The sequence below is a fragment of the uncultured Bacteroides sp. genome, assembly GCF_902491285.1.
In the GTDB taxonomy this organism is placed as follows: Bacteria; Bacteroidota; Bacteroidia; order Bacteroidales; family Bacteroidaceae; genus Bacteroides.
In genome coordinates this window covers 1-23,263 of record NZ_CABUHK010000036.1, presented here as the reverse complement: position 1 = coordinate 23,263, position 23,263 = coordinate 1, and the positions used below count along the sequence as shown (strand labels likewise).

General features: G+C 47.2%; 22 protein-coding genes. 13 read left to right on the top strand and 9 right to left on the bottom strand.

The window, feature by feature from the left end; translation table 11 throughout:
- Positions 1 to 226: 226 nt before the first annotated feature.
- Complete coding sequence (locus RDN93_RS11095; RefSeq protein WP_308745588.1) at positions 227 to 2,293, bottom strand: RNA degradosome polyphosphate kinase; 2,067 nt, start codon at positions 2,291 to 2,293, stop codon at positions 227 to 229.
- A gap of 55 nt (positions 2,294 to 2,348) precedes the next feature.
- Here RDN93_RS11095 and RDN93_RS11090 point away from each other — a divergent pair, with 55 nt between their 5' ends.
- From RDN93_RS11090 to rfbB, 3 genes are all read left to right on the top strand, one after another.
- The gene (locus RDN93_RS11090) at positions 2,349 to 2,843 is read left to right on the top strand and encodes a metallophosphoesterase family protein (RefSeq protein WP_308745587.1); all 495 of its coding nucleotides are present in this window, start codon (positions 2,349 to 2,351) and stop codon (positions 2,841 to 2,843) included.
- Between the two features lie 127 nt (positions 2,844 to 2,970).
- On the top strand, positions 2,971 to 3,840 hold the full coding sequence (rfbA, locus tag RDN93_RS11085) for a glucose-1-phosphate thymidylyltransferase RfbA (protein ID WP_308745586.1): 870 nt from the start codon (positions 2,971 to 2,973) through the stop codon (positions 3,838 to 3,840).
- Positions 3,841 to 3,861: 21 nt separating this feature from the next.
- A complete protein-coding gene (gene rfbB / locus RDN93_RS11080; protein WP_308745585.1) occupies positions 3,862 to 4,998 on the top strand; it encodes a dTDP-glucose 4,6-dehydratase in 1,137 nt (378 codons plus the stop codon).
- Positions 4,999 to 5,002: 4 nt separating this feature from the next.
- On the opposite strand, the gene RDN93_RS11075 is transcribed toward rfbB, so the two are convergent.
- Together RDN93_RS11075 and RDN93_RS11070 are read right to left on the bottom strand one after the other, a co-directional pair.
- Complete coding sequence (locus RDN93_RS11075) at positions 5,003 to 5,896, bottom strand: 1,4-dihydroxy-2-naphthoate polyprenyltransferase (RefSeq protein WP_308745613.1); 894 nt, start codon at positions 5,894 to 5,896, stop codon at positions 5,003 to 5,005.
- 142 nt (positions 5,897 to 6,038) lie between these two features.
- Positions 6,039 to 6,749: a hypothetical protein gene (locus RDN93_RS11070; protein ID WP_308745584.1), complete on the bottom strand. Its 711-nt coding sequence runs from the start codon at positions 6,747 to 6,749 to the stop codon at positions 6,039 to 6,041.
- 523 nt (positions 6,750 to 7,272) lie between these two features.
- Between RDN93_RS11070 and RDN93_RS11065 the strand changes: the two genes are divergently transcribed.
- The 3 genes from RDN93_RS11065 to RDN93_RS11055 all read left to right on the top strand — a co-directional run bounded on the left by RDN93_RS11065 (position 7,273) and on the right by RDN93_RS11055 (position 9,547).
- Positions 7,273 to 7,446 carry a hypothetical protein gene (locus tag RDN93_RS11065; RefSeq protein WP_308745583.1) on the top strand — a complete coding sequence of 58 codons (174 nt, stop codon included), beginning with the start codon at positions 7,273 to 7,275 and terminating at the stop codon, positions 7,444 to 7,446.
- Positions 7,447 to 7,519: 73 nt separating this feature from the next.
- Positions 7,520 to 8,428 (top strand): Rpn family recombination-promoting nuclease/putative transposase, encoded by a 909-nt coding sequence (locus RDN93_RS11060; RefSeq protein ID WP_308745582.1) that lies wholly within the window; start codon positions 7,520 to 7,522, stop codon positions 8,426 to 8,428.
- A gap of 54 nt (positions 8,429 to 8,482) precedes the next feature.
- On the top strand, positions 8,483 to 9,547 hold the full coding sequence (locus RDN93_RS11055) for a metallophosphoesterase (RefSeq protein WP_308745581.1): 1,065 nt from the start codon (positions 8,483 to 8,485) through the stop codon (positions 9,545 to 9,547).
- A gap of 56 nt (positions 9,548 to 9,603) precedes the next feature.
- Here the strand turns inward: RDN93_RS11055 and nadD are convergent, their stop codons facing one another.
- The 3 genes from nadD to RDN93_RS11040 are packed head-to-tail and all read right to left on the bottom strand — an operon-like array spanning position 9,604 to position 11,708.
- Entirely contained in the window at positions 9,604 to 10,194 is a 591-nt protein-coding gene (gene nadD / locus RDN93_RS11050; protein WP_308745580.1) for a nicotinate (nicotinamide) nucleotide adenylyltransferase, read from the bottom strand.
- 12 nt (positions 10,195 to 10,206) lie between these two features.
- On the bottom strand, positions 10,207 to 10,773 hold the full coding sequence (gene gmk / locus RDN93_RS11045; RefSeq protein WP_308745579.1) for a guanylate kinase: 567 nt from the start codon (positions 10,771 to 10,773) through the stop codon (positions 10,207 to 10,209).
- Positions 10,774 to 10,826: 53 nt separating this feature from the next.
- Positions 10,827 to 11,708 carry a YicC/YloC family endoribonuclease gene (locus RDN93_RS11040; protein ID WP_308745578.1) on the bottom strand — a complete coding sequence of 294 codons (882 nt, stop codon included), beginning with the start codon at positions 11,706 to 11,708 and terminating at the stop codon, positions 10,827 to 10,829.
- An 89-nt stretch (positions 11,709 to 11,797) separates the two neighbouring features.
- Here RDN93_RS11040 and tsaB point away from each other — a divergent pair, with 89 nt between their 5' ends.
- The 7 genes from tsaB to rseP all read left to right on the top strand — a co-directional run bounded on the left by tsaB (position 11,798) and on the right by rseP (position 18,583).
- On the top strand, positions 11,798 to 12,487 hold the full coding sequence (gene tsaB / locus RDN93_RS11035) for a tRNA (adenosine(37)-N6)-threonylcarbamoyltransferase complex dimerization subunit type 1 TsaB (protein WP_308745577.1): 690 nt from the start codon (positions 11,798 to 11,800) through the stop codon (positions 12,485 to 12,487).
- 57 nt (positions 12,488 to 12,544) lie between these two features.
- Positions 12,545 to 13,156 carry a DUF4290 domain-containing protein gene (locus tag RDN93_RS11030; RefSeq protein WP_308745612.1) on the top strand — a complete coding sequence of 204 codons (612 nt, stop codon included), beginning with the start codon at positions 12,545 to 12,547 and terminating at the stop codon, positions 13,154 to 13,156.
- 45 nt (positions 13,157 to 13,201) lie between these two features.
- Entirely contained in the window at positions 13,202 to 14,506 is a 1,305-nt protein-coding gene (gene murA / locus RDN93_RS11025) for a UDP-N-acetylglucosamine 1-carboxyvinyltransferase (RefSeq protein ID WP_308745576.1), read from the top strand.
- Positions 14,503 to 15,045, top strand: a complete 543-nt coding sequence (gene rimM / locus RDN93_RS11020) for a ribosome maturation factor RimM (RefSeq protein ID WP_308745575.1) — start codon at positions 14,503 to 14,505, stop codon at positions 15,043 to 15,045. Before murA ends, rimM begins: the two co-directional genes overlap by 4 nt.
- A gap of 89 nt (positions 15,046 to 15,134) precedes the next feature.
- The gene (locus tag RDN93_RS11015) at positions 15,135 to 15,995 is read left to right on the top strand and encodes a M23 family metallopeptidase (protein ID WP_308745574.1); all 861 of its coding nucleotides are present in this window, start codon (positions 15,135 to 15,137) and stop codon (positions 15,993 to 15,995) included.
- Positions 15,996 to 15,997: 2 nt separating this feature from the next.
- Positions 15,998 to 17,182, top strand: a complete 1,185-nt coding sequence (locus RDN93_RS11010) for a 1-deoxy-D-xylulose-5-phosphate reductoisomerase (RefSeq protein ID WP_308745573.1) — start codon at positions 15,998 to 16,000, stop codon at positions 17,180 to 17,182.
- Between the two features lie 45 nt (positions 17,183 to 17,227).
- Positions 17,228 to 18,583, top strand: a complete 1,356-nt coding sequence (gene rseP, locus RDN93_RS11005; RefSeq protein ID WP_167966924.1) for an RIP metalloprotease RseP — start codon at positions 17,228 to 17,230, stop codon at positions 18,581 to 18,583.
- 285 nt (positions 18,584 to 18,868) lie between these two features.
- On the opposite strand, the gene RDN93_RS11000 is transcribed toward rseP, so the two are convergent.
- The 3 genes from RDN93_RS11000 to RDN93_RS10990 all read right to left on the bottom strand — a co-directional run.
- On the bottom strand, positions 18,869 to 20,272 hold the full coding sequence (locus RDN93_RS11000) for an MFS transporter (protein ID WP_308745572.1): 1,404 nt from the start codon (positions 20,270 to 20,272) through the stop codon (positions 18,869 to 18,871).
- A gap of 141 nt (positions 20,273 to 20,413) precedes the next feature.
- Positions 20,414 to 20,872, bottom strand: coding sequence for an anaerobic ribonucleoside-triphosphate reductase activating protein (gene nrdG, locus RDN93_RS10995; RefSeq protein WP_308745571.1), 459 nt, complete (start codon positions 20,870 to 20,872; stop codon positions 20,414 to 20,416).
- Positions 20,873 to 20,876: 4 nt separating this feature from the next.
- Positions 20,877 to 23,263: anaerobic ribonucleoside triphosphate reductase (locus RDN93_RS10990; RefSeq protein WP_308745570.1), on the bottom strand; the 2,387-nt coding region annotated here is incomplete at its 5' end.

Genomic DNA, 23,263 nt, shown 5'->3' with positions numbered 1-23,263 from the left:
ATCCCTGTTATATATAAATTTATTCGTCTGACAGTTGTTGAACTTTCGTCTGACAACTGTTATTCTTCCGTCTGACAACTGTCAGACGAAAAAGCAACAATTGTCAGACGAATAAAATCATGCATCATCAATCATAAATTCATTCAGTATTAACGACAAATTTGTACAAGTTCGAAATTAGTTCATAACCGTACGGAAATGAATCTGTTTCTTTGCCATTTGTTGATTATAGTGTGTTTGTATTTTTACTCAGCCGGTCATAGAAGGTGTATTGTGCTCGGATGCTTGGCGTGCCGGGTATTCTTTTTTTGAATACGTTTTGCAGTTGGGCGTCCACCCAGCAGGCTTTTTGGTTGTCGGCGAGTTGGATGTTGAGCATTTCTATCAGGCTGTCGCGCAGGTCAGGAGCGAGGATGGGTGTGACGGCTTCGATGCGGCGGTAGAGGTTACGGCGCATCCAGTCGGGTGATCCCATGAAGACTTTGGGGGTGCCGTCGTTGCCGAAGTACCAGATGCGGGCGTGCTCCAGGAAACTGTCTACAATACGGGTGACACGGATGTTACGGCTGTATGGCTGACCGGGAATGAGGCAGCAGATACCGCGGACGATGAGGTCTATTTGTACGCCGTGTTCGGATGCTTCGTAGAGGCGGTCAATCATGGTGGGGTCTTGAAGGGCGTTCATTTTGAGGATGATGCGTCCTTGCTTGCCTTGGTCGGCGAGGGCTATTTCGCGGTCGATGAGGCGGTTCAGTTCCGGGATGAGGTTGAAGCGGGCAACGAGAAGAGTGGTGAACTTCGGGTCTTCCTTGCCTTGGAGCGTGCGGAAGAGGTTGTAGAGGTCGTTCACTATCTCTTTGCGACAGGTGAAGAGTCCGCAGTCGGCGTAGAGCGTGGCGGTTTTCTCGTTGAAGTTGCCGGTGCTGATGTAGGCGTAGCTGGGGAGTTTTTCGCCGTTCAGTCCGCGGCGGCGGATGAGGGCTACCTTGGCATGGACTTTCAGACCGGGGATACTGTATATTATTTTGATGCCGGCGGCTTGCATCATTTCGGCGGTGGCGAGGTTGTTCTCTTCGTCGAAACGGGCTTTCAGTTCTACGAATACGGTGACTTTCTTACCGTTTTGGGCGGCGGCTATCAAGGTGTTGATGACGGCGGAGTTTTCGGCTACGCGGTATTGTGTCACCATGATTTCGCGGGTTTCCGGGTTGTGTACGGCTTCGTAGAGGAAGTGGATGAAGTGCTCGAAAGAGTGGTAAGGGTAATAGAGCAGCAAGTCCTTTTGGGCGACGTAGTTGAAGATGGATTCCTTTTCGTCGAGGACGGTGAGCTTCATAGGCTTCGGTTTTTCAAGGCCACGCAGAGATTTGTTCGGGTTGGGGAGATGGCGCAGGTCTTCCAGGTTCAAGTGCTTGTCGCCGGGGACGAGTTCGTCACGGTGGATATGGAAGGCGTCTACAAGGAAGTCCAGGAAGTCTTGCGGCATGGCACGGTCGTATACAAAACGGCATACGTCGCCTATCTTGCGTTTCTTTACTTTTTTCTTCAGTTGGGCCACGAGGTCGGCGCTGCTGGCGGTGTCGTCAATCAGGATGTCGGCGTCGCGGGAGATTTTGATGCAGTAGCTCGAGTCGATGTCGTAGCCGGGGAAGATGAGGTTGAGGTTCGCCTTGATGATGTCTTCGGTGAACATCAGGTAGTGATTCTTCTCGTAAGGCGGAAGTTCGATGAAGCGGGGTACCTTGGCGTAGGGTTGTTTCATGACGAAGTAATAGGGAGTACGTGGCTCGGTGTTCTTCAGATAGACGCGGATGGCAAGATAAAGCCGGTTGTCTCGCAGGAAGGAGACGATTTTATCCTTGGATACGGGTACGGGCTGAAGATAAGGAAAGATTTCCTCTTTGAAGAAGTCTTTGATAAACTGCTGGTGGAACGGTTCTACGTGTCTGTCCTGATAGAATATGATATGGTTTTTGCGCAGGGCGGGCAGTATCTTTTGTTCGTAGATGCGTACACGGTCGTCCAGTTGCCGGTTGACTTCCCTGTTGATTTCTTCTACAAGCTCGCGGGCGGATTGTACGGTCTCTTCGTCGCTTTCCGTAGCTCCCGAAGCGACAGCTTTATGGTCGGCTACACGGATTTTGTAAAATTCTTCGAGATTGGAAGAGTAGATGGAAATAAAATTAATACGCTCGTAGAGCGGGAGATGCTCGTCTAGAGCTTCCATCAATACGCGGTAGTTGAATGACAGCCAACTGATATCCCGCTTAAAATAATTATATTTGCTTTCCATGTGCTTTAAGATTTTTCCAAATATAGTATCTTTGTGGGATTAAACAAAGAATTTTATGACAAGAATTGGATTATTATCTGATACTCACGCTTACTGGGACGAGAAATACCTGGAATATTTCGAGCCGTGTGACGAGATTTGGCATGCCGGAGATATTGGCTCAGTGGAAGTTGCGGAGAAGCTGGCAGCATTTCGTCCGTTCCGTGCCGTCTATGGAAATATAGACGGGCAGGAAATCAGAAAACTGTTTCCGCAGGTAAACCGCTTTACGGTGGACGGTGCGGAAGTGCTGATAAAGCATATCGGTGGTTATCCGGGGAAGTATGATCCTTCGATTATCGGCAGCCTGATGGCACGTCCGCCAAAACTTTTCGTCAGCGGACATTCGCATATATTAAAGGTGAAATATGACAAAACACTGGATATGCTACATATCAATCCGGGGGCGGCAGGGATGTCCGGCTTCCATAAGGTGCGGACCTTGGTGCGTTTTGTTATCGACCAGGGGGCGTTCAGAGATTTGGAAGTAATCGAACTGGCGGATAAATAATGATTCATCCTATGGGCCGCAATCGAGAATTGGCATGGCGGCGCATTGAAATAATGGCACATTATTTTTGTCATTTCAGATTTCTTTCCGACCTTTGCACACAGTTAATGAATTAACTTAGACGAACATGAAAGGAATTATTCTCGCCGGAGGAAGTGCTACCCGCCTTTATCCGCTTTCCAAAGCGATTTCCAAACAGATTATGCCTGTGTATGACAAGCCGATGATTTATTATCCGCTGTCCACACTGATGTTGGCAGGCATACGTGAAGTGTTGGTTATCTCAACTCCGCGTGACTTGCCGATGTTCCGCGATTTGCTGGGGACGGGTGAGGAATTGGGAATGTCCTTCTCCTACAAGATTCAGGAGCAACCCAACGGATTGGCACAGGCTTTCGTCCTGGGAGCTGATTTCTTGAACGGTGAACCGGGATGTCTGATTCTCGGTGATAATATGTTCTACGGACAGGGATTCTCCGCCATGCTTCGCCGGGCTGCAAGTGTGGAAAAAGGAGCTTGTATTTTTGGCTATTACGTGAAAGATCCGCGCGCTTATGGTGTGGTGGAGTTTGACGAACAGGGAAATGTGATTTCCTTGGAAGAAAAGCCGGAAGTGCCGAAAAGTAATTATGCAGTGCCCGGACTTTACTTCTATGATGCCAGCGTGACCGAGAAAGCGGCGGCTCTTCGCCCTTCGGCTCGTGGAGAATATGAAATAACGGATTTGAACCGCCTTTATCTGGAAGAAGGTACGTTGAAAGTCGAACTGTTCGGACGCGGATTCGCCTGGCTGGATACGGGAAATTGCGACAGTCTGCTGGAAGCCTCCAATTTCGTGGCTACTATTCAGAACCGTCAGGGATTTTACGTTAGTTGCATTGAAGAAATTGCCTGGCGCCAGGGATGGATTCCGACCGAGCAACTGCTTCTGTTGGGACAGCGGCTCGAAAAGACCGAGTATGGCAAGTACCTCATCGAACTGGCAAAACAATCCTAAAATCAACATAATAAATAAAATATGAAAACTTATTTAGTGACCGGTGCCGCAGGCTTTATCGGTGCGAATTACATCAAGTACATCTTAGCCAAGCATAGCGATGCCAAAGTCGTGATACTGGACGCTCTGACGTATGCAGGTAACTTGGGAACGATTGCCAAAGACATTGACAACGAACGCTGTTTCTTTATCAAGGGAGATATTTGCAACCGCGATGTTGTAGACGGTCTTTTTGCTGAGTACCGCTTTGACTATGTAGTGAATTTTGCTGCCGAAAGTCATGTGGACCGCAGCATCGAAAATCCGCAACTGTTCCTGATTACGAATATTCTCGGAACGCAGAATCTGCTGGATTGTGCGCGTCGTGCATGGGTGATGGGTAAAGACGAACAGGGGTATCCGACTTGGAGAAAGGGCGTACGCTATCATCAGGTATCTACCGACGAAGTGTATGGTTCACTCGGAGCCGAAGGGTATTTCACCGAAACGACCCCGCTTTGTCCTCACAGCCCGTACAGTGCTTCCAAAACAAGTGCGGATATGTTTGTAATGGCTTATCACGACACGTATAAGATGCCGGTTACGATTACCCGTTGCTCCAATAACTACGGTCCGTACCACTTCCCGGAGAAACTGATTCCGTTGATTATCAAGAATATCCTTGAAGGAAAGCATCTGCCTGTCTACGGTGACGGCAGCAACGTGCGCGACTGGCTTTATGTGGAAGACCACTGCAAGGCAATCGACCTCGTAGTGCGTGAAGGCAAGGAGGGCGAAGTGTACAACGTAGGCGGACATAATGAGAAGACAAATCTCGAAATCGTGAAACTGACTATCGCTACCATTCACCGCCTGATGACAGAGAACCCCGAATATCGTAAGATACTCAAGAAGAAAGTGAAAGATGCCAACGGTGAAATATCTGTCGACTGGATTAACGAAGACCTGATTACTTTCGTCAAAGACCGCCTGGGACACGACCAGCGCTATGCCATCGATCCGACGAAGATTACAAATGCCTTAGGATGGTATCCGGAAACGAAATTCGAAATCGGAATCGTCAAGACCATCGAATGGTACTTGGAAAACCAGGCTTGGGTAGAAGAAGTCACCAGTGGTGATTATCAAGGTTATTACGAAAAGATGTACGGGAAATAATTTCTCAACTTATCAACATTCCAATTGATAAAAGAATACCCATAAGCAGCATATTGCGCGAAGTCTCGCCTAATATGCTGTTTAATTTTTTACCACTATATATCTTTACCATCCGTTTCCAGGTAAATACATGGGGAATCAGGTAGAGTTGTGGTAGAAGGGCTGCATAGATATGTCCTTCAAAAAGGAAATACAGGCAGAGGAGAGAAGCCGCAATCCCCAATGACAAATAAAAGTAGCGTCCGAACTTCTCGCCGAAGCGGACAATAACCGTCCGTTTTCCGCTGTGTGCGTCCGCTTCGCGGTCGCGGTAGTTGTTCACTACCAGCAGGGTGTCGATTAGCAATCCGCAGACAAGGGAAGCGATGGTGACGTCCGGTGTCCATGTCAATGCTTGCACATAGTAAGTTCCACCCACGGGTACGAATCCGAAAAAGACAATGACTAATATATCTCCCCAGCCATTGTAGGAGAGGGGATAAGGTCCCGTAGTATAAAGAAAAGCAAACAATACGCAAAGTACTCCTACAATAATAAGCTCCCATCCGGCAAAAAAAAGCAATGTGCAACCGATAAGACAGGCAAGGGCAACGGTCACAATAATTCCCCTTTTCATCGCCTGTGGAGAAATCCATCCTTGTGCGCAGGCGCGTTCAGGGCCCAGGCGGTCTTCGCGGTCGGTTCCTTTGAGGAAGTCGAAAAGGTCATTGATGAAATTGGCGGCAATCTGCATCAAACCCGCAAACAGGCAGCAGACGAGTGCGGGCTGCCAATGGAAATGTCCGTCCATTGCGGCAAGGGCCGTACCTATCATGACGGGGGTGATGGCTCCTGTGAGTGTCTTGGGACGTGCTGCTAATATCCATGCTTGCAATGAGTTACGCTTTACTGCTTCCATACTGTTACGTTTTGCATCTTCCATGCTGTTGCGTTCTACTTCTTCCATGCTGTTATCTTCTTGCTGTTTCTGTACTTTTATATCCCATAATAAGTTTTGACGGACAAAGATAATACTATTTGGGAAATATTCTCTATTACTTTTACCTCACATCCCAGTCGAAAGAATACACAACGCCATTAACGGGGATGAAGACGGTCATAATGGTTCCTTTTTTTCGTTTGATATTCATATAGCCTATGATACATTCACCCGGATGAATGGTGTTTATTTTCATATACCCCTGTTCCTTGACTTCTCTGTCGTTTTCCATCATGTTTCCTAACGTCTGCATCTGATGGGATGCGGCCATATTGGCTTGCAATGTAGCATTTGCATCATAATGTTGGGTGACTGTGGTGTATGGAAGACCATTCGGTGAATAAGTGGTAGAGTAAGAAGTGGAATATCCTGCCATTCCTGCACTAAGTCCGGTAGAAAATCCATATAAAGCCATGGCCCATGTTTGTGACCGTCTTACCTTTCTCTGAAACATTTCGTTTGTATATACTTGAAGTTGTAGTGTGTCTGCTGTTTTTGTCGTTAAATATGCTGAAACCTTTGTCGGGTCAAACAGTAAAGATGTGTCACTATGATTATAGATGTAAATATGTATTTGATAATGTTTCCCGTAGTCTTTGATTTTATAACATGTGGTTCCTACAGTGACATTTTCAATATCCCTATAGAGCCATAATACTCCATCGTTGTATTCTGTTATTACAGTAGTGTCGTTCTCAACTTGGTCAATAGTTTGTGAATAGCAAGCTATTGACCATAAAAGAAACAATATTATAAGATTGGCTTTCTTCATATTTTTGTTTTTGGGATGATGGTTACAAGTCTTTTCCGTTTGAATGATTATACTCGTTGTCATAAAACATTTTAATGTAATATTCCTCATAGCTTTTCCTGTCAATCATAAACCATACTGATTTTGGGAAAATTGATTTCATCTTTTCAAGTATGAACAAGAGCGCTTTCCATGATTATTACTTATTGTTTAATTCATTCAGTGGAAGGCCTTTTGTAAAAATGCAAATGTTTCCCAAATATCTGTTTCCTGTTTATTCAATTCATTACCATACTGTTTTAAAAGATTAATACTTACGTTTCCGGCACAAAGATATCGAAAACGATGATTTTGTCCCATATTCAGCAGTGATAAATTGAATAGATGTGTTGCGAAACAGAATTTTGCCGATTCTATGGGACTGTGTAACTTGTAGTAAATTTTGAAATACCCTTTGGCTCATTTCCTCACAATTATCCACGACTTTTTCATTTAATCTTTTGGACAAAAGAGTATATTCACTTTTGCCTGACTTTATTGCTGCATGTTTGCTCGAAAGAACAGGAAGCGTTCCGGTTCGGTCAGCACTGTGGTTGCTGGTAGGAGTATTAATAGATTAGAGAAGAAATACAGCTTTCTGTGGGAACCTGTATCGGTGTATCAGTGGATTGGTGGATTGGCTGAGAAGGAACGTACGAAAAGAAACAGATATGAATAATCTTTCATTTAGTTTATCAGATATCAAATTAAAACGATTATCTTTGTTTTCTAATCATTTAAATCTCACACTTATGTCAGTAAATGAATGGAAGGAACTATATATTGACCCGAGAACAGATTTCGGATTCAAATACCTTTTCGGAACACCCATGAATAAAGAACTGTTAATCGGCTTTTTGAACGCTCTTTTTCATGGAACATATATCATCGAAGACCTTACTTATCTTAACGGTGAGCAATTGGGTATTCGTAAAGAAGACCGCCGTGCCATCTTTGATGTGTATTGTGAAACGGAAAGCGGTGAAAAATTCATTGTCGAGATGCAGAATGTATTCCAACAATTCTTCAAAGACCGCAGTGTCTATTATTCCACCTTTCCCATCCGCGAACAGGCCAAACGGGGAGATTGGGATTATCGACTCGAATCGGTCTATACGGTAGGAATACTCAATTTTGTGTTCGATGAAGACAAGGATTCAAAGGACTATTTTCATCATGAGGTGAAATTGATGGATGTAAATACCAAAAAAGTATTTTACGACAAACTTACATTCATCTATTTGGAACTCCCCAAGTTTACCAAGACGGAACATGAACTGGAAACATTGTTCGAAAAATGGGTTTTCGTCTTGAAAAATCTATCCCGCCTGCTGGAACGTCCAGCTGCATTGCAGGAACGCGTCTTCAGCCGTCTGTTCGAAGCTGCTTCAATAACCCGTTTCACCCCAAAACAGTTGAGAGAGTATGAGGACAGCGTGAAAGCGTACCGGGATATTGTGAATGCTGTGAATACGGCACGGAAAGAAGGACATGAGGAAGGACATGAAGAGGGACTGAAAGAAGGGTTGGAAGAAGGACTGAAAAAAGGCCGTGAAAAAGAAAAAATGGAAATAGTAAGGAAGATGAAGTCGGACGGATTGTCTGATGGCATGATTGCCAAATACACAGGGCTTCCAATTGGGGAAATAGAGAGAATCTGAAAGGAAATATGAATTTATTGGTTCCGTTCAATCATCTGCATTTATAAACGAGAAATGAAGAAAACAATATACCCCTTTATTCTGCTGATGTTACTTTTGCTGGTTTCTTGTAAATCGAAAAAGAATGTCGTATCAACCTTGCCGCGTTTTGTTTTGAATATCGACTCCGTCTCCAAGGAGATAACAGATACTACCGATGCCATTGCCGGGATGTTCGCCCCCGACCATTCTCAACTTAAAGATCTGAACGTCTCGAAAAACAAGAAACGTAAACCCAAGAAACAAGAAACCGTCGTTGATGACAAACATGCTGACTGGGTGCTTCGTGGCACAAAGATAACCTCTTCGGCAGTCAAACTTTCTTCTGCTTATGCGGGCATAGACCGTGTCGTGAACTACGACTTTACCCACCGTGACGTTCCCGAAGCATTCGAGGGGTTCCGCATCGCTTTCATTTCCGACTTGCACTATAAGAGCTTATTCAAAGAACAAGGTTTGAACAGCCTGGTCAATCTTTTGATTGCTCAAAAGGCAGATGTCCTCTTGATGGGCGGTGATTACCAGGAAGGCTGCGAATACGTAGAACCCTTGTTCGCTGCACTTTCGCGTGTAAAGACACCGATGGGGACTTACGGAGTGATGGGAAATAACGACTATGAACGCTGCCACGATGATATTGTGCGTACGATGGAACATTACGGAATGCGTGTGTTGGAACATAAAGTGGATACGCTTCGCAAAGACGGCCAGCAGATTCTTATCGCCGGAGTGCGCAACCCTTTCGACCTTGCCCGCAATGGCGTGTCACCGTCTTTGGCACTTTCTCCCAAAGACTTCGTAATCCTGCTCGTGCACACACCGGATTATATAGAAGACGTTTCGATAGCCAACACCGACCTTGCCTTGGCGGGACATACACATGGCGGACAAGTCCGTGTCTTTGGAATTGCTCCGATACTGCCCTCACATTACGGCAATCGTTTTGTGACCGGACTGGCTTATAACTCGGCAAAGATTCCCTTGATTGTCACCAATGGCATTGGCACCTCACAAATGCCAATCCGTATCGGTGCTCCGGCAGAAATAATAATGATTACTCTCCATCGGCTGACAGAGTAGATACACTTTCTCGCATGACTTTTTGGTAGAATCTCACACTTTGTCGGATATGTGCTTTAAGTATTTCGCAGACCTTTTATTGCTTCCCAAACTTTCGGATGCAGAAAATATCGGATGTCCTTTCCTGCATTCAAAGCCTCACGGATAAACGTAGAACTGATTTCGAACATAGGGGAGCGAACGAGACGTACCGTTTCCGGCAATTCCTCTTCATTCACGGGAAAGCCCGGACGGGGATAAATGATGATTTGGTTCTCTTTGATGATACGCTCCGACTGATACCAACGGTCGAAGCGTGCCCAATTATCCGAACCGATAATAAAATGAAATTCACGTTCGGGATACGCTTCGCGCAACTTCTCCAATGTATGTACGCTATAAGAAGGGCGTGGCAGATGACACTCAAAATCCGAGACTTGGAAGCGGGGGTAATCACTGATAGATAACCCGACTAATTGAAGACGAAGCTCGTCACTCCATAACTCAGCCTGTGTCTTTAAAGGATTTTGCGGGCTGACCATAAACCAAATTTCGTCCAATCCCTCGTATTCACAAAGATAGTTGGCTAAAGCGAGATGCCCGATATGAATCGGATTGAATGACCCGCTGAAAATTCCGGTTTTTGGCTTGCTGACTTTTTCCGCCATCCCTCTACTTTGTTATTTTTCCAAGAATTCTTTGATGACCTTCAAGGCTTCCTCTTTAGCTATTTCCAAATTGTCATTCACGATGACACGATCAAACTGCGGAGCAAAACTCAATTCATATTCCGCCTTTGCGATACGGCTTTCAATCACTTCGGGAGCATCCGTTCCGCGCCCTTCCAGGCGGCAGCGCAGTTCCTCTACCGAAGGCGGTTGAATAAACACCGACAAAGCCCGGTCGCCATAAAACTTCTTGATATTGCATCCGCCTACCACATCGACATCGAATACCACATTCTGTCCGGCTTCCAGTTGCTTTTCCACTTGCGCTTTCAGCGTGCCGTAGTAGCGGTCTTTATACACCTCTTCATATTCGAGAAACTCATTATTCTCTATGCGGCAACGAAACTCTTCAGGCGTGAGGAAGAAATATTCGACCCCATGCTGCTCCGTACCCCGTGGCGGGCGACTGGTGGCAGAAATAGAAAACGCAAGATTCAAGTTCTGCGTCAGCAGATAATTGATGATAGTAGATTTGCCCGACCCTGACGGGGCAGAGAAAATAATTAATTTGCCTGTCATTGGTGAAATGGTTTAAATTACATTCAAGATTTAAATTACGTTCAAGATTTGAATTACATAACGTTCAACACCTGTTCCTTAATCTGTTCCAACTCATCCTTCATCTGAACGACGATTTTCTGCATCTCGGCATGGTTGGACTTGCTGCCCAGCGTATTGATTTCACGTCCCATCTCCTGAGCGATAAATCCGAGTTTCTTGCCCTGTCCGTTGCCACTTTCCATCGTACTGATAAAATATTTCAGATGGTTGCCCAATCGTTGCTTCTCTTCATTCACGTCCAGCTTCTCGATATAATAAATCAACTCCTGTTCCAGGCGGTTCTTGTCGTAGTCCACGTTCAAAGTCTTTTCGAGAGCATCCGTGATACGCTCTTTCACCTTCTCCACACGTTCCTTCTCGTACGGAGTGATTTTTTCGAGCAAACTGTTGATATTCTCAATCTTCTCACGGAATTTCTTTTCCAGTGCGGCACCTTCCTGCTTGCGGAAATCCACTAGGTGACCGACCGCTTCGAGCACAGTGGCATGAACCGTATTCCATTCTTCTTCCGAAAGTTCTTGAATTTCCGTTTTCGACATCACATCCGGCATGCGGAGCAATACCTGAAGCCAGTCTCCCGGTTCCGGACGAGGGATACCCAGTTCGTTGCAGATTGAATCCAGTTGAAGGTAGTAATTTTCAAGAATTGCCTTATTGACAGGGATAGCGTCTGCGCCCTCTTTCTTCTCAATCCACAGGCTGAAATCCACCTTTCCACGTTCCAGCACTTTAGAAATCTCGTTGCGGATTTCAATCTCTTTTTCACGGTAAGCCGGAGCAATGCGGGTGGACAAGTCCATCGCTTTGCTGTTGAGCGACTTGATTTCTACATTTATTTTTTTGTCGGGGAGTTCGGCCGTAGCTTTGCCGTATCCTGTCATAGACTGTATCATATCCTTAAAGTTTTGTGCAAAAGTACACGAATATTTTAAGAATTGGAAATAATCATGTAAATTTGCGACAATTTAATAAGCTGATTTTTATGTCGTGTATACTAAATATTGAAACCTCTACTTCTGTTTGCTCGGTAGCGGCCAGTCAAGACGGACAGACGATTTTTGTGAAAGAGGACTTGAAAGGTCCTTCACACGCCGTGTCTCTGGGAGTATTTGTAGATGAAGCGCTGTCGTTCATTGACAGTCATGCTATTCCGTTGGATGCGGTTGCCGTAAGTTGCGGACCGGGTTCTTATACGGGGCTCCGGATAGGAGTTTCGATGGCAAAAGGAGTTTGTTACGGACGTAATGTCCCTCTGATCGGAATACCGACACTCGAAGTATTGAGCGTTCCCGTATTGTTGTATCACGATCTTCCTGAAGACACGTTGCTTTGTCCGATGATTGATGCCCGCCGCATGGAAGTCTATGCAGCCCTTTATGACCGCAGCCTGAACGTGAAACGTGCCATTGCCGCCGACATCGTGGACGAAACATCCTACTTGGAATATCTTGACCGGCAGCCGGTCTACTTCTACGGAAACGGAGCCGGTAAATGCCGTGAGAAGATTACGCATCCCAACGCGCATTTCATTGATGATATCCATCCGCTGGCAAAAATGATGTTCCCGCTCGCAGAGAAGGCAGTAGCCGCCGAAGACTATAAAGACGTAGCTTATTTCGAACCTTTCTACCTGAAGGAATTTGTAGCTTCAATGCCTAAAAAACTTTTATAAGCTCCGTCTGTTATGAACAATTATCCATCATCCATTGTAGAATTATCCATTAAAGATATGCAATATAATACTCAACAAAAAAGAATGCCGCTTCCCGAATACGGGCGTAGCATCCAGAACATGGTCGATTACGCGTTGACTATCGAGGATCGGGCAGAACGTCAGCGTTGTGCCAACACTATTATCAATATCATGGGAAATATGTTCCCTCACCTGCGCGATGTACCCGACTTCAAGCATAAGCTCTGGGATCATCTCGCCATCATGTCCGGCTTCGAACTGGATATCGATTATCCTTACGAGATTATCCGTAAAGATAACTTGGTGACCCGTCCGGAACCTATTCCTTACTGCACTGCCCGTATGCGTTACCGCCACTACGGACACACATTGGAAATCCTGATAAAGAAAGCCATTGAATTTCCCGAAGGAAACGAAAAGAGAAATCTCATAGCCCTCATCTGCAACCATATGAAGAAGGACTACATGGCTTGGAACAAAGATACGGTAGATGATAAGAAGATTGCCGAAGATCTCTACGAACTTTCTGACGGCAAGCTTCAGATGACTGATGATATTATCCGCCTTATGGCAGAGCGTCTCAATCAGAACTATCGTCCGAAGACGAACTACACCAATAATCGTCAGAATAACAAGAGAAGATATTAGAAACAAGTATTTGATACTTGATATTTAAAACTTAATGCTTGAACAATGGCTTCATTTGTAATAGAAGGGGGACATCGGCTCTGCGGGGAGATTCATCCGCAAGGCGCCAAAAACGAAGTTTTGCAGATAATCTGTGCCACGTTGCTGACTGCTGAGGAAGTGACGGTGAACAATATACCTGACATTTTGGATGTCAACAACCTTATCCAGCTCCTGCGCGAGATGGGTGTTACCGTTGCAAAGAAAGGCATTGACTCTTATAGCTTTAAAGCTGAAAACGTAGATCTCGCTTATCTCGAAAGCGATGAATTTCTGAAGAAATGCTCCAGTTTGCGCGGTTCCGTGATGCTTATCGGGCCGATGGTGGCACGCTTCGGCAAAGCGCTGATTTCCAAACCGGGCGGAGACAAGATAGGCCGCCGCCGACTGGATACCCACTTTGTCGGCATCCAAGCCCTGGGCGCGGATTTCCGTTACGATGAAGAACGGGGTATTTATGAAATCACCGCCGGCAGGCTTCAGGGCAACTACATGCTGCTGGACGAAGCATCCGTCACCGGAACAGCCAATATAGTGATGGCAGCCGTACTTGCCAAAGGTACTACTACCATCTACAATGCAGCCTGCGAACCCTACGTGCAGCAGCTCTGCCGCCTGCTCAACCGCATGGGAGCGAAAATCAGCGGCATCGCGTCCAACCTGCTCACCATCGAAGGAGTAGAAGCATTGCATGGCACGCAACACACTGTACTGCCCGATATGATTGAAGTCGGCAGCTTCATCGGCATGGCAGCCATGACAAAAAGCGAGATTACCATTAAGAATGTTTCTTACGGGAATCTCGGTATTATCCCCGAAAGTTTCCGTCGTCTGGGCATCAAGCTCGAACAAAGAGGAGACGATATTTATGTCCCCGCACAGGAAACCTACGAGATAGAATCCTTTATCGACGGCTCCATCATGACCATAGCGGACGCCACCTGGCCGGGACTGACCCCCGACTTGCTGAGTGTGATGCTCGTAGTAGCCACACAAGCCAAAGGTAGCGTGCTCATCCATCAGAAAATGTTCGAAAGCCGCCTGTTCTTCGTTGACAAACTCATAGATATGGGCGCGCAAATCATTCTTTGCGACCCTCACCGCGCCGTAGTCATCGGTCACAACCACGGCTTCAAGCTGCGCGGCGCACGTCTGACGTCCCCCGACATCCGTGCCGGTATCGCCCTTCTGATTGCCGCAATGAGTGCCGAAGGAACCAGTACCATTAGTAACATTGAACAAATAGACCGTGGTTATCAGAACATCGAAGGACGTCTGAACGCCATCGGCGCCCGAATCACCCGAATATGATAAAGAAAGAAGAAGTATATAAAATAGGATTATTCAACAAGCCGCACGGCATCCACGGCGAATTGCAGTTCACCTTTACGGACGACATTTTCGACCGCGTGGATTGTGATTATCTTGTCTGCCTGCTCGACGGTATCTTCGTGCCTTTCTTCATCGAAGAATACCGCTTCCGTTCCGACTCCACCGCTTTGGTGAAACTTGAAGGAATAGATACTGCCGAACGTGCCCGTATGTTCACCAACATAGAAGTCTATTTTCCCGTGGCGCACGCCGAAGAAGCCGAAGACGGCGAATTATCCTGGAACTTCTTTATCGGTTTCCGCATGGAAGACATTCACCACGGCTCACTGGGTGAATTGGTGGATGTAGATACAACTACCGTCAACACCCTTTTCGTTGTCGAAAAAGAAGATGGCGAGGAACTGTTGGTTCCTGCACAAGAAGAGTTTATCCTGGGAATAGACCAGAAACAGAAACTCATCACCGTGGAGCTTCCCGAAGGGTTGCTGAACCTGGATGAGCTGGAAGATGACCGATGAGAACCAACAAAACGATGAACCACTCATCACCCGAAAATAGCAAATCTGAAAATAGTAAATAGTAAATCGTAAAATAGTAAATACCCGAGATGCCAAAGAAAAGACGAAGTAAAGCTTTCTGGAAGAATTTCAAGTTTAAGTATAAACTGACGATTGTCAACGAGAATACACTTGAAGAGATTGTGGGGCTTCGTGTATCCAAACTCAATGGTCTTTCGGTGCTGCTCAGCGTGTTGGCAGTGCTTTTCCTGATTGCTGCCTGCATCATCGCCTTCACTCCTTTGCGCAACTACCTTCCGGGCTACATGAATAGTGAAGTCCGCTCCCAAATCGTAGGCAACGCCTTGCGTGTAGACTCCCTGCAAGCGGTTCTCAACCGGCAGAACCTCTACATAATGAACATTCAGGACATCTTCAGCGGCAAAGTCCCCATCGACAGCGTGCAGACGCTCGATTCGCTGACCGCCGCCCGCGAAGACACCTTGATGGAACGCACCAAACGCGAAGAAGAGTTCCGCCGCCAGTACGAAGAAAATGAGAAGTACAACCTGACATCCATCACTTCCCAACCGGACGTGACGGGACTTATCCTTTACCGTCCCACCCGCGGAATGGTTTCCGGCCATTTCAACGCAGAAAAGAAACATTTCGGTACGGACATTGCCGCCAACCCGAACGAAAGTGTGCTGGCTACAATGGACGGAACCGTCATCCTAAGCACATATACCGCCGAAACCGGCTACCTGATTGGCGTGCAGCATAACCAGGATTTTATTTCAATCTACAAGCATTGCGGATCCCTGCTCAAGAAAGAAGGCGACCGCGTGAAAGGTGGCGAAGCCATCGCCCTGGTAGGCAACAGCGGAACCCTCAGCACGGGCCCGCACCTGCATTTCGAACTTTGGTACAAAGGTCATCCGGTGAATCCGGAGAAATATATCGTATTTTAATAATGAATATAGAAACGAATAAAAAGAAGAAACAAATAGCCATCTTAGGCTCCACCGGCTCTATCGGTACACAGGCATTGCAGGTCATCGAGGAACATCCCGACCTGTACGAAGCCTATGCGCTGACAGCCAACAACCGCGTCGAACTCCTCATTGCCCAGGCACGGAAGTTCCAGCCGGAAGTAGTGGTGATAGCCAACGAAGCAAAGTATCCCGAACTGAAAGAAGCATTGAGCGACCTGCCCATCAAAGTGTACGCAGGAACCGATGCCATCTGCCAGATTGTAGAAGCCGCGCCCATCGACATGGTGCTGACGGCCATGGTAGGCTATGCCGGACTGAAACCGACTATCAACGCCATCCGTGCCCGCAAAGCCATTGCGCTGGCAAACAAAGAAACGCTGGTCGTAGCCGGCGAACTGATTAATCAATTAGCGCAGCAATACCGCACACCGATTTTGCCCGTAGATTCCGAACATTCGGCAGTTTTCCAGTGTTTGGCAGGAGAAGTCGGCAACCCGATAGAAAAAGTAATACTCACCGCTTCAGGCGGGCCTTTCCGCACCTGCACCCTGGAACAACTGAAATCTGTAACCAAGACGCAAGCCCTCAAGCATCCCAACTGGGAGATGGGAGCCAAGATAACCATCGACTCCGCTTCTATGATGAACAAAGGTTTTGAGGTGATCGAAGCCAAATGGCTGTTTGGTGTCCAGCCCAGCCAGATTGAAGTAGTGGTGCATCCGCAATCCGTCATCCACTCGATGGTACAGTTTGAGGACGGTGCGGTGAAAGCACAGTTAGGCATGCCCGATATGCGCCTGCCCATCCAGTACGCTTTCTCTTATCCCGACCGTATCAGTTCCACTTTCGACCGTCTCGATTTTGCCAAGTGCACCAACCTGACGTTCGAGCAGCCCGATACGAAGCGGTTCCGCAACCTCGCCCTGGCTTATGAAGCCATGTACAGAGGCGGCAATATGCCCTGCATCGTCAATGCCGCCAACGAGGTAGTGGTGGCCTCTTTCCTGAAAGACGGCATCAGCTTCCTCGGCATGAGCGACGTGATAGAAAAGACAATGGAACAAGCTATGTTTATAGCCAACCCCACATACGATGACTATGTAGCCACCGACGCGGAAGCACGGAGAATCGCTTCCGAACTGGTGAGCCGGCAAAGTCTCTGAGCAATGATTAGTAATTTGTAAATAGTAAAATAGTAAATAATAAACATGGAAACATTTTTGATTCGTGCCCTGCAATTGATAATGAGCCTTTCGCTGCTCGTCATCATTCATGAAGGCGGGCATTTTCTCTTTGCCCGTTTATTTAAGGTGCGTGTAGAGAAATTCTGCTTATTCTTTGACCCTTGGTTCACCCTTTTTAAATTCAAACCCAAGAAAAGTGATACTGAATATGCCGTAGGCTGGCTGCCGTTGGGCGGCTACGTGAAGATAGCCGGTATGATTGACGAGTCGATGGATACCGAACAGATGAAACAACCCGAACAACCGTGGGAGTTCCGTTCCAAACCGGCATGGCAACGCCTGTTAATCATGGTTGGCGGCGTACTGTTCAACTTCCTGCTGGCACTGTTCATCTACTCAATGATACTCTTTGCCTGGGGCGACCAATATATAAAGGTACAGGAAGCTCCCCTCGGTATGGACTTTAACGAAACTGCCAAGGCAGTCGGCTTCCAGGACGGTGATATACTTCTTTCAGCCGATGGCGTCCCCTTCGAACGTTATGACGGAGATATGTTGAGCCAGATTGCCGATGCCCGTGAAGTAAGCGTGCTCCGCAACGGTGCGAAAGCCTCTGTCTATATTCCCGAAGATTTGATGCAACGCCTGTTGGCAGACAGCGTCCGCTTCGCGTCCTACCGTTTCCCGTACGTTGTAGACAGCGTAATGGTAAACTCTCCTGCCGCACAAGCTGGCATCCTGCCGGGTGACAGCATCATCGCCCTGAACGGAACACCGATTTCTTTCTCCGACTTCAAGCAAACGATGGCGGAACGTAAGAAAAACGAAGCAACTATGCTCAAAGACAGCATCGACCCTCGTCTCATCAGCCTTACCTATGTACGTGGCGGTGCAACAGACACCTTGACTATGCGTGTAGACTCCGCCTACATGATGGGAGTAACCGCCTGCCTGGTGACAGACCGCTTGCTGCCAATGGTGAAGAAACAGTATGCTTTCCTCGAATCCTTCCCCGCAGGCGTTTCCCTCGGCGTGAAGACTTTGAAAGGCTACGTCGGCAACATGAAATATCTCTTCTCCAAAGAAGGAGCCAAGCAACTGGGCGGCTTCGGAACTATCGGAAGTATCTTCCCCGCAACATGGGATTGGCATCAGTTCTGGTACATGACAGCCTTCCTCTCCATTATCCTGGCTTTCATGAATATTCTGCCTATTCCTGCCTTGGACGGCGGTCACGTGCTCTTCCTCTTCTACGAGATGATAGCCCGTCGCAAACCGAGCGACAAGTTCATGGAATACGCCCAGATGACCGGTATGGTTTTGCTCTTCGGTCTATTGATTTGGGCAAATTTCAATGATATATTGAGGTTCTTCTTCTAACTTCCGGCACTGTGTGCTGGTTGTTGGAATAGAAACTTCATTCGCAACGGAATTATCTTCGGAATGTGTGGACGCAAGAACGTAAATGTACTACATTTCGTTGATATTCAATGAAATATAGAACCTGATTTATGGAATATAGAAACGGCGTTCTAACACAGTGTTAATACGCCGTTTTTGTATCTAAGAAATGCAAATGTCTAGATTTGTCTATGAGAAAAGGCGTTTTCTCGGTTTGTCTGTATATTGGGTCAGAAATGATTGTTAAATCATTAAGGCTTCCTCTTATTTACTTTTGAGCGTAGAAGGCTGTGACAATCTCAAGCTGCTGACGATAGCCGCCACAACTGCAAACCCGCTTCCCACCATCAGGCAGACAGCCGTACTTCGGTCATGCGTGACAAAACTGAAAAGCATAGCCACCAATGTCGTTCCCGTAGTCTGTCCCAAGAGACGTGCCATCCCCAACATTCCGCTCGCTCCGCCCGAACGCTGTGTCGGGGCTGACGAGATAATCGTACTGTTATTCGGTGTCTGAAACAACCCGAAGCCCGCCCCGCATAGCATCAACCTCAGAATAATACTAATATCGGACGACTCGGCAGTCAGGCTCGAAAGCGAGAAAAGCCCGACGGCAAACAGCACCATTCCGATACTGCCTAATATCCCCGGATGGATACGCTCGACGAGATACCCCGCCAACGGTGCCGTGACAAGCGTAGCCAACGGCCACGGAGTAAGCAGCAACCCGGTCATCACCTCACTGTGCCCCAACGTGTTCTGAAGGAAAAACGGCAGGGACACCATTGCCGACATCTGCGCGATAAACGAACAAATGGAAGTCAGGATAGACAGCCGGAAAATCGGTATTCGCAGCAAGTCGAGCGGTAGGAGAGGAGTTGTCTGAGTCAACTGCCGACGTACATAATACGTCCCGACTACCGCTACCACCACCAACTGAACGACAAGAAAATCCATCTTCTCATGATGCGCAAATCCGTCCAGCGTGTAAATCAGTAACCCGAAAGTTATCGCATTCGCTATGGCACTGATATAATCGAACTTTCGTTTCGACAATTCTTCCTGCTTCGGTAAATGCTTGATACCCAAAACCAACGCCGTGATTCCCAACGGCACGTTAATGGCAAACAACCAATGCCAACTGGCAATCGAAAGAATACCGCTAGCCACAGAAGGACCTGCCGCTGCCGATATGGCAACCACCATCGCATTAATTTCCATCCCCCGGCCAATCTGACTTTTCGGGTAAATATACCGCAACTGCGCCGTATTCACACTCGTAATGGCGGAAGCGCTGAACCCTTGGAAAATACGTGCCACCGTCAGCGTCCAGAATGAATCGGACAGCGCGCAAATCAGCGAAGTGATACAAAACAACCCGATGCCCGAAAGAAAGACTTTCCGATAACCAATCATCTCCCCCAAAGCGGAAAAGGACAACAGGGATATGACGATTGCCAACTGATACCCATTGATAATCCACGTAGTCACGGCAGGCGTCGTCCCGAAGTCATGCGAAAGCGTAGGCAATACGATATTAACTATATTGATGTCCAGTACAGACATGCAAAGAGCGAATCCGACGGATACCACCGCCCAAATACGTTTGGGCATCGGCAATCCGTCGGATTCGTCAGATATATGAGTCGTAGTTATTGTTTGTACCATAAAAAACTTATTCTTGCAGAATTATCTTTTGTCCGTAAAAGTAAACAAAACAACCGTACAGGTGTTTTTGTTTTCTTTGAAAAATAAGTTTTTTTAGTGGTGGAGATTTTCTCAACTTTTGGATTATCTCCCCCTTCGGGATTACTTTAGTTTCAGAATCCGTTGATTGCTGCTCCCCCGAAACTCCAGGTAAGGAGAAAAGAGCGACTGCTCGAAACGTCCGTCCACCAACACGTCGATGTAAGGAAGAATAGCCTTCAACCGTGGTTTCACCTGAATCTCCTCATACGTATACCCGGTATAGCACCACACATTCATCCCCGTCTCTTCTTTCACCCGCTTGGCGAGCGACAGAAATTCTTCGGGATAGAAGAAAGGGTCCCCGCCGGAGAAAGTCACCCCGTCCAACAACGGATTCGCTTTAATCTCCCTGATGATAGACGAAACCTTCTCTTCCGTCAACAGTTCCCCCGCTTTCGGATTCCAGCTTTCCGGGTTGTGGCAGCCGTGACAGTGATGAGCGCATCCGGCAAGATAAATAGAATACCGGATGCCTGCACCGTCCACTATTGTTTCAGGATAAGTTCCTAATAAATTCATTGGTTTACAAATGTTTCACACGGTCTTTTTCTTCCGCCCGTTTGGCAGAGTTCCAAGAACTCAGGTCGCCCGTCAGATAACCCGTGATACGACGCATGCGGAGAATACTTTCACTTTGGCAAACCGGACATTTGTCGAAAATCACCCCTTTGTAGCCGCAGTTGTGGCAAGTATCTACCGGATGATTGATAGAACCATAACCGATTCCCTCGTCATGCATCACTTTCACGATTTTGGCGATGGCACGCACATTCTTCTGCGCTTCCCCGTCCAGCTCCACATACGTGATATGTCCGCCACGGGTGATGGCGTGGAAAGGAGCTTCACGTTTGATTTTCTCAACGATGCTAATCGGCTCTTTCACGTCTACGTGGAATGAGTTTACATAATAATCACGGTCTGTCACTCCGGGGATTTTTCCGTATTTCCGGCGGTCCATCTTCGTGAAACGTCCTGAAAGTCCTTCGGCGGGAGTAGCCAGTACCGAATAATTCAAGTTATATTTCGCCTTGTATTCATCCACTACCTTATTCATTTCCATCACAGCTTCATACAGCGTGTCCCATGCCTTCTGGCTGTGACCGTGACCTTTGCCGTAAAGAGCCACCATCGCATTGTGCCCGCCGATAAAGCCGATTCCCAGCGTACCGCTGCGCAATACATCGCCTACCTGCTCGTTCGGATTCAGTTCGGCACCGCCTTTCCACACGTTATTCCCCATCATGAACGGGAACTGGCGTGCCAGTGCCGTGCGCTGGTATTGGTAACGTTCGTAAAGCTGGTCGGCTACCAAAGCAGCCATATTGTGTACGGATTCGATGAAAATCTCTTTCGCTTTTTGCTCGATGGCATCCGTGTTGCGTTCATCCTCTATTAAGTTTTCAGCCTTAATGCGGGCTTCGATAGCCAATCTCGGCATATTCAGCGTAGTGAAAGAAAGATTACCGCGTCCCAAAGACGATTTTTCTCCCGCCACATTCTCAAACACACGTGTACGGCAACCCATTGTCGCCAATTCGTAGATATAACGTTTCGGGTCGTCCGCTTTCCATTTCTCGTTCGTGTTGAAAGGCGTATCAAGGAACATGAAGTTCGGGAACAACGCCTTCGCGGTAGTCTGGCAAGCTTTCAGCAACAAGTCGAAGTTCGGAGCTTCGTAACGGTCTTTCATCGCGTCTTCTATATTCTCCGCTTTCATCGCTTTCTCAAAGTCCTTTTCCGAGTAAGACACCCCGTCCTTCACCTTGAATATCTGAATCGGGAATACAGGCACTTCTCCCCGTGTACCCAAGCCCTCGATGGTAGCTTTCAGCAATTCCTCAATCACCATCCGCCCTTCTGCAGAAGTGTCCGTACCGTAATTGATAGAACTGAACACCACCTGGTTACCTCCGCGTGAGTGCATCGTGTTCAGGTTGTGGATAAACCCTTCCATCGCCTGATGTGTATCCTTGCGGGTCTGCTGGTATGCTTTCTCCGTGATGCGTGCCAGATGTTCCTTATCTATAATGATTTGCAGGGCTATCAAAGCGATACGCAACGTTTCGCGCTCTGCCTCGGTAGATTTGATAGACGGCAGATACTCCTTAATCAACGTACGGATTGCCTTCTCGTCCGCCTGGCTGCCGTTCTCCATCGCCACATAGAAGTTGATGAACGAAGCCATATGCTTACGGAAAGACTTCGCCACTCCTTTCGCCATGAAGAAGTCGAAAGCGGGAATCGCCTGTCCGCCGTGCTGCTCGTTTTGGTTAGTCTGGAAAATGATAGTAGCCAGCGTCGCGTAGCTCTGAATACTTTGCGGGGTACGGATGCTGCCGTTCTTTGTGCGGAAGCCTCGTTCAAAGAGGTCGTCCATGTCATATTGGATGCAAGTCGTCGTCTTGGTCGGATAATAATCCAAGTCATGGATATGAATGTCGCCCAACTGGTGCGCTTCGGCAAAACGCTTCGGCAACAGATATTTATAAGTATAATCTTTGGTCACTTCGGATGCAAAAGTCATCATCTGTCCGGCAGGGGTGTGGCTGCTCATGTTGGCGTTGCTCAGGTTGACGTCGTTCTTGTCAATGGCAACGATACCGTCCATCACGTGCTTCATCTGGGTTTTCTTGTCCCGTTCCGTATTCCGCCATTCGCGATAGATGATATACTTCTTCGCTACTTCCGGCCTAACCTTCATTAATGCCTTTTCCACTAAATCCTGAATCTCCTCTACGGTAATCGTAGGAGTGGCAAACTGACTGATTACATTCATCGTGATGTCAGCCACCAACTGCTGCTCATCCTGAATCCCCGTTGCACTGAATGCCTTGCTGATTGCATTCTTAATCTTACTGATAGAGAAATCTTCTCTTTTACCATCACGTTTGATGATACAAATTTCCGCGT

What these genes read in the sequence shown, in the direction of transcription:
- RDN93_RS11095 (WP_308745588.1), bottom strand. Translation starts at nt 2,293, where the DNA reads ATGGAAAGCAAATATAATTATTTTAAGCGGGATATCAGTTGGCTGTCA.
- RDN93_RS11090 (WP_308745587.1), top strand. Translation starts at nt 2,349, where the DNA reads ATGACAAGAATTGGATTATTATCTGATACTCACGCTTACTGGGACGAG.
- rfbA (WP_308745586.1), top strand. Translation starts at nt 2,971, where the DNA reads ATGAAAGGAATTATTCTCGCCGGAGGAAGTGCTACCCGCCTTTATCCG.
- rfbB (WP_308745585.1), top strand. Translation starts at nt 3,862, where the DNA reads ATGAAAACTTATTTAGTGACCGGTGCCGCAGGCTTTATCGGTGCGAAT.
- RDN93_RS11075 (WP_308745613.1), bottom strand. Translation starts at nt 5,896, where the DNA reads ATGGAAGCAGTAAAGCGTAACTCATTGCAAGCATGGATATTAGCAGCA.
- RDN93_RS11070 (WP_308745584.1), bottom strand. Translation starts at nt 6,749, where the DNA reads ATGAAGAAAGCCAATCTTATAATATTGTTTCTTTTATGGTCAATAGCT.
- RDN93_RS11065 (WP_308745583.1), top strand. Translation starts at nt 7,273, where the DNA reads ATGTTTGCTCGAAAGAACAGGAAGCGTTCCGGTTCGGTCAGCACTGTG.
- RDN93_RS11060 (WP_308745582.1), top strand. Translation starts at nt 7,520, where the DNA reads ATGTCAGTAAATGAATGGAAGGAACTATATATTGACCCGAGAACAGAT.
- RDN93_RS11055 (WP_308745581.1), top strand. Translation starts at nt 8,483, where the DNA reads ATGAAGAAAACAATATACCCCTTTATTCTGCTGATGTTACTTTTGCTG.
- nadD (WP_308745580.1), bottom strand. Translation starts at nt 10,194, where the DNA reads ATGGCGGAAAAAGTCAGCAAGCCAAAAACCGGAATTTTCAGCGGGTCA.
- gmk (WP_308745579.1), bottom strand. Translation starts at nt 10,773, where the DNA reads ATGACAGGCAAATTAATTATTTTCTCTGCCCCGTCAGGGTCGGGCAAA.
- RDN93_RS11040 (WP_308745578.1), bottom strand. Translation starts at nt 11,708, where the DNA reads ATGATACAGTCTATGACAGGATACGGCAAAGCTACGGCCGAACTCCCC.
- tsaB (WP_308745577.1), top strand. Translation starts at nt 11,798, where the DNA reads ATGTCGTGTATACTAAATATTGAAACCTCTACTTCTGTTTGCTCGGTA.
- RDN93_RS11030 (WP_308745612.1), top strand. Translation starts at nt 12,545, where the DNA reads ATGCAATATAATACTCAACAAAAAAGAATGCCGCTTCCCGAATACGGG.
- murA (WP_308745576.1), top strand. Translation starts at nt 13,202, where the DNA reads ATGGCTTCATTTGTAATAGAAGGGGGACATCGGCTCTGCGGGGAGATT.
- rimM (WP_308745575.1), top strand. Translation starts at nt 14,503, where the DNA reads ATGATAAAGAAAGAAGAAGTATATAAAATAGGATTATTCAACAAGCCG.
- RDN93_RS11015 (WP_308745574.1), top strand. Translation starts at nt 15,135, where the DNA reads ATGCCAAAGAAAAGACGAAGTAAAGCTTTCTGGAAGAATTTCAAGTTT.
- RDN93_RS11010 (WP_308745573.1), top strand. Translation starts at nt 15,998, where the DNA reads ATGAATATAGAAACGAATAAAAAGAAGAAACAAATAGCCATCTTAGGC.
- rseP (WP_167966924.1), top strand. Translation starts at nt 17,228, where the DNA reads ATGGAAACATTTTTGATTCGTGCCCTGCAATTGATAATGAGCCTTTCG.
- RDN93_RS11000 (WP_308745572.1), bottom strand. Translation starts at nt 20,272, where the DNA reads ATGGTACAAACAATAACTACGACTCATATATCTGACGAATCCGACGGA.
- nrdG (WP_308745571.1), bottom strand. Translation starts at nt 20,872, where the DNA reads ATGAATTTATTAGGAACTTATCCTGAAACAATAGTGGACGGTGCAGGC.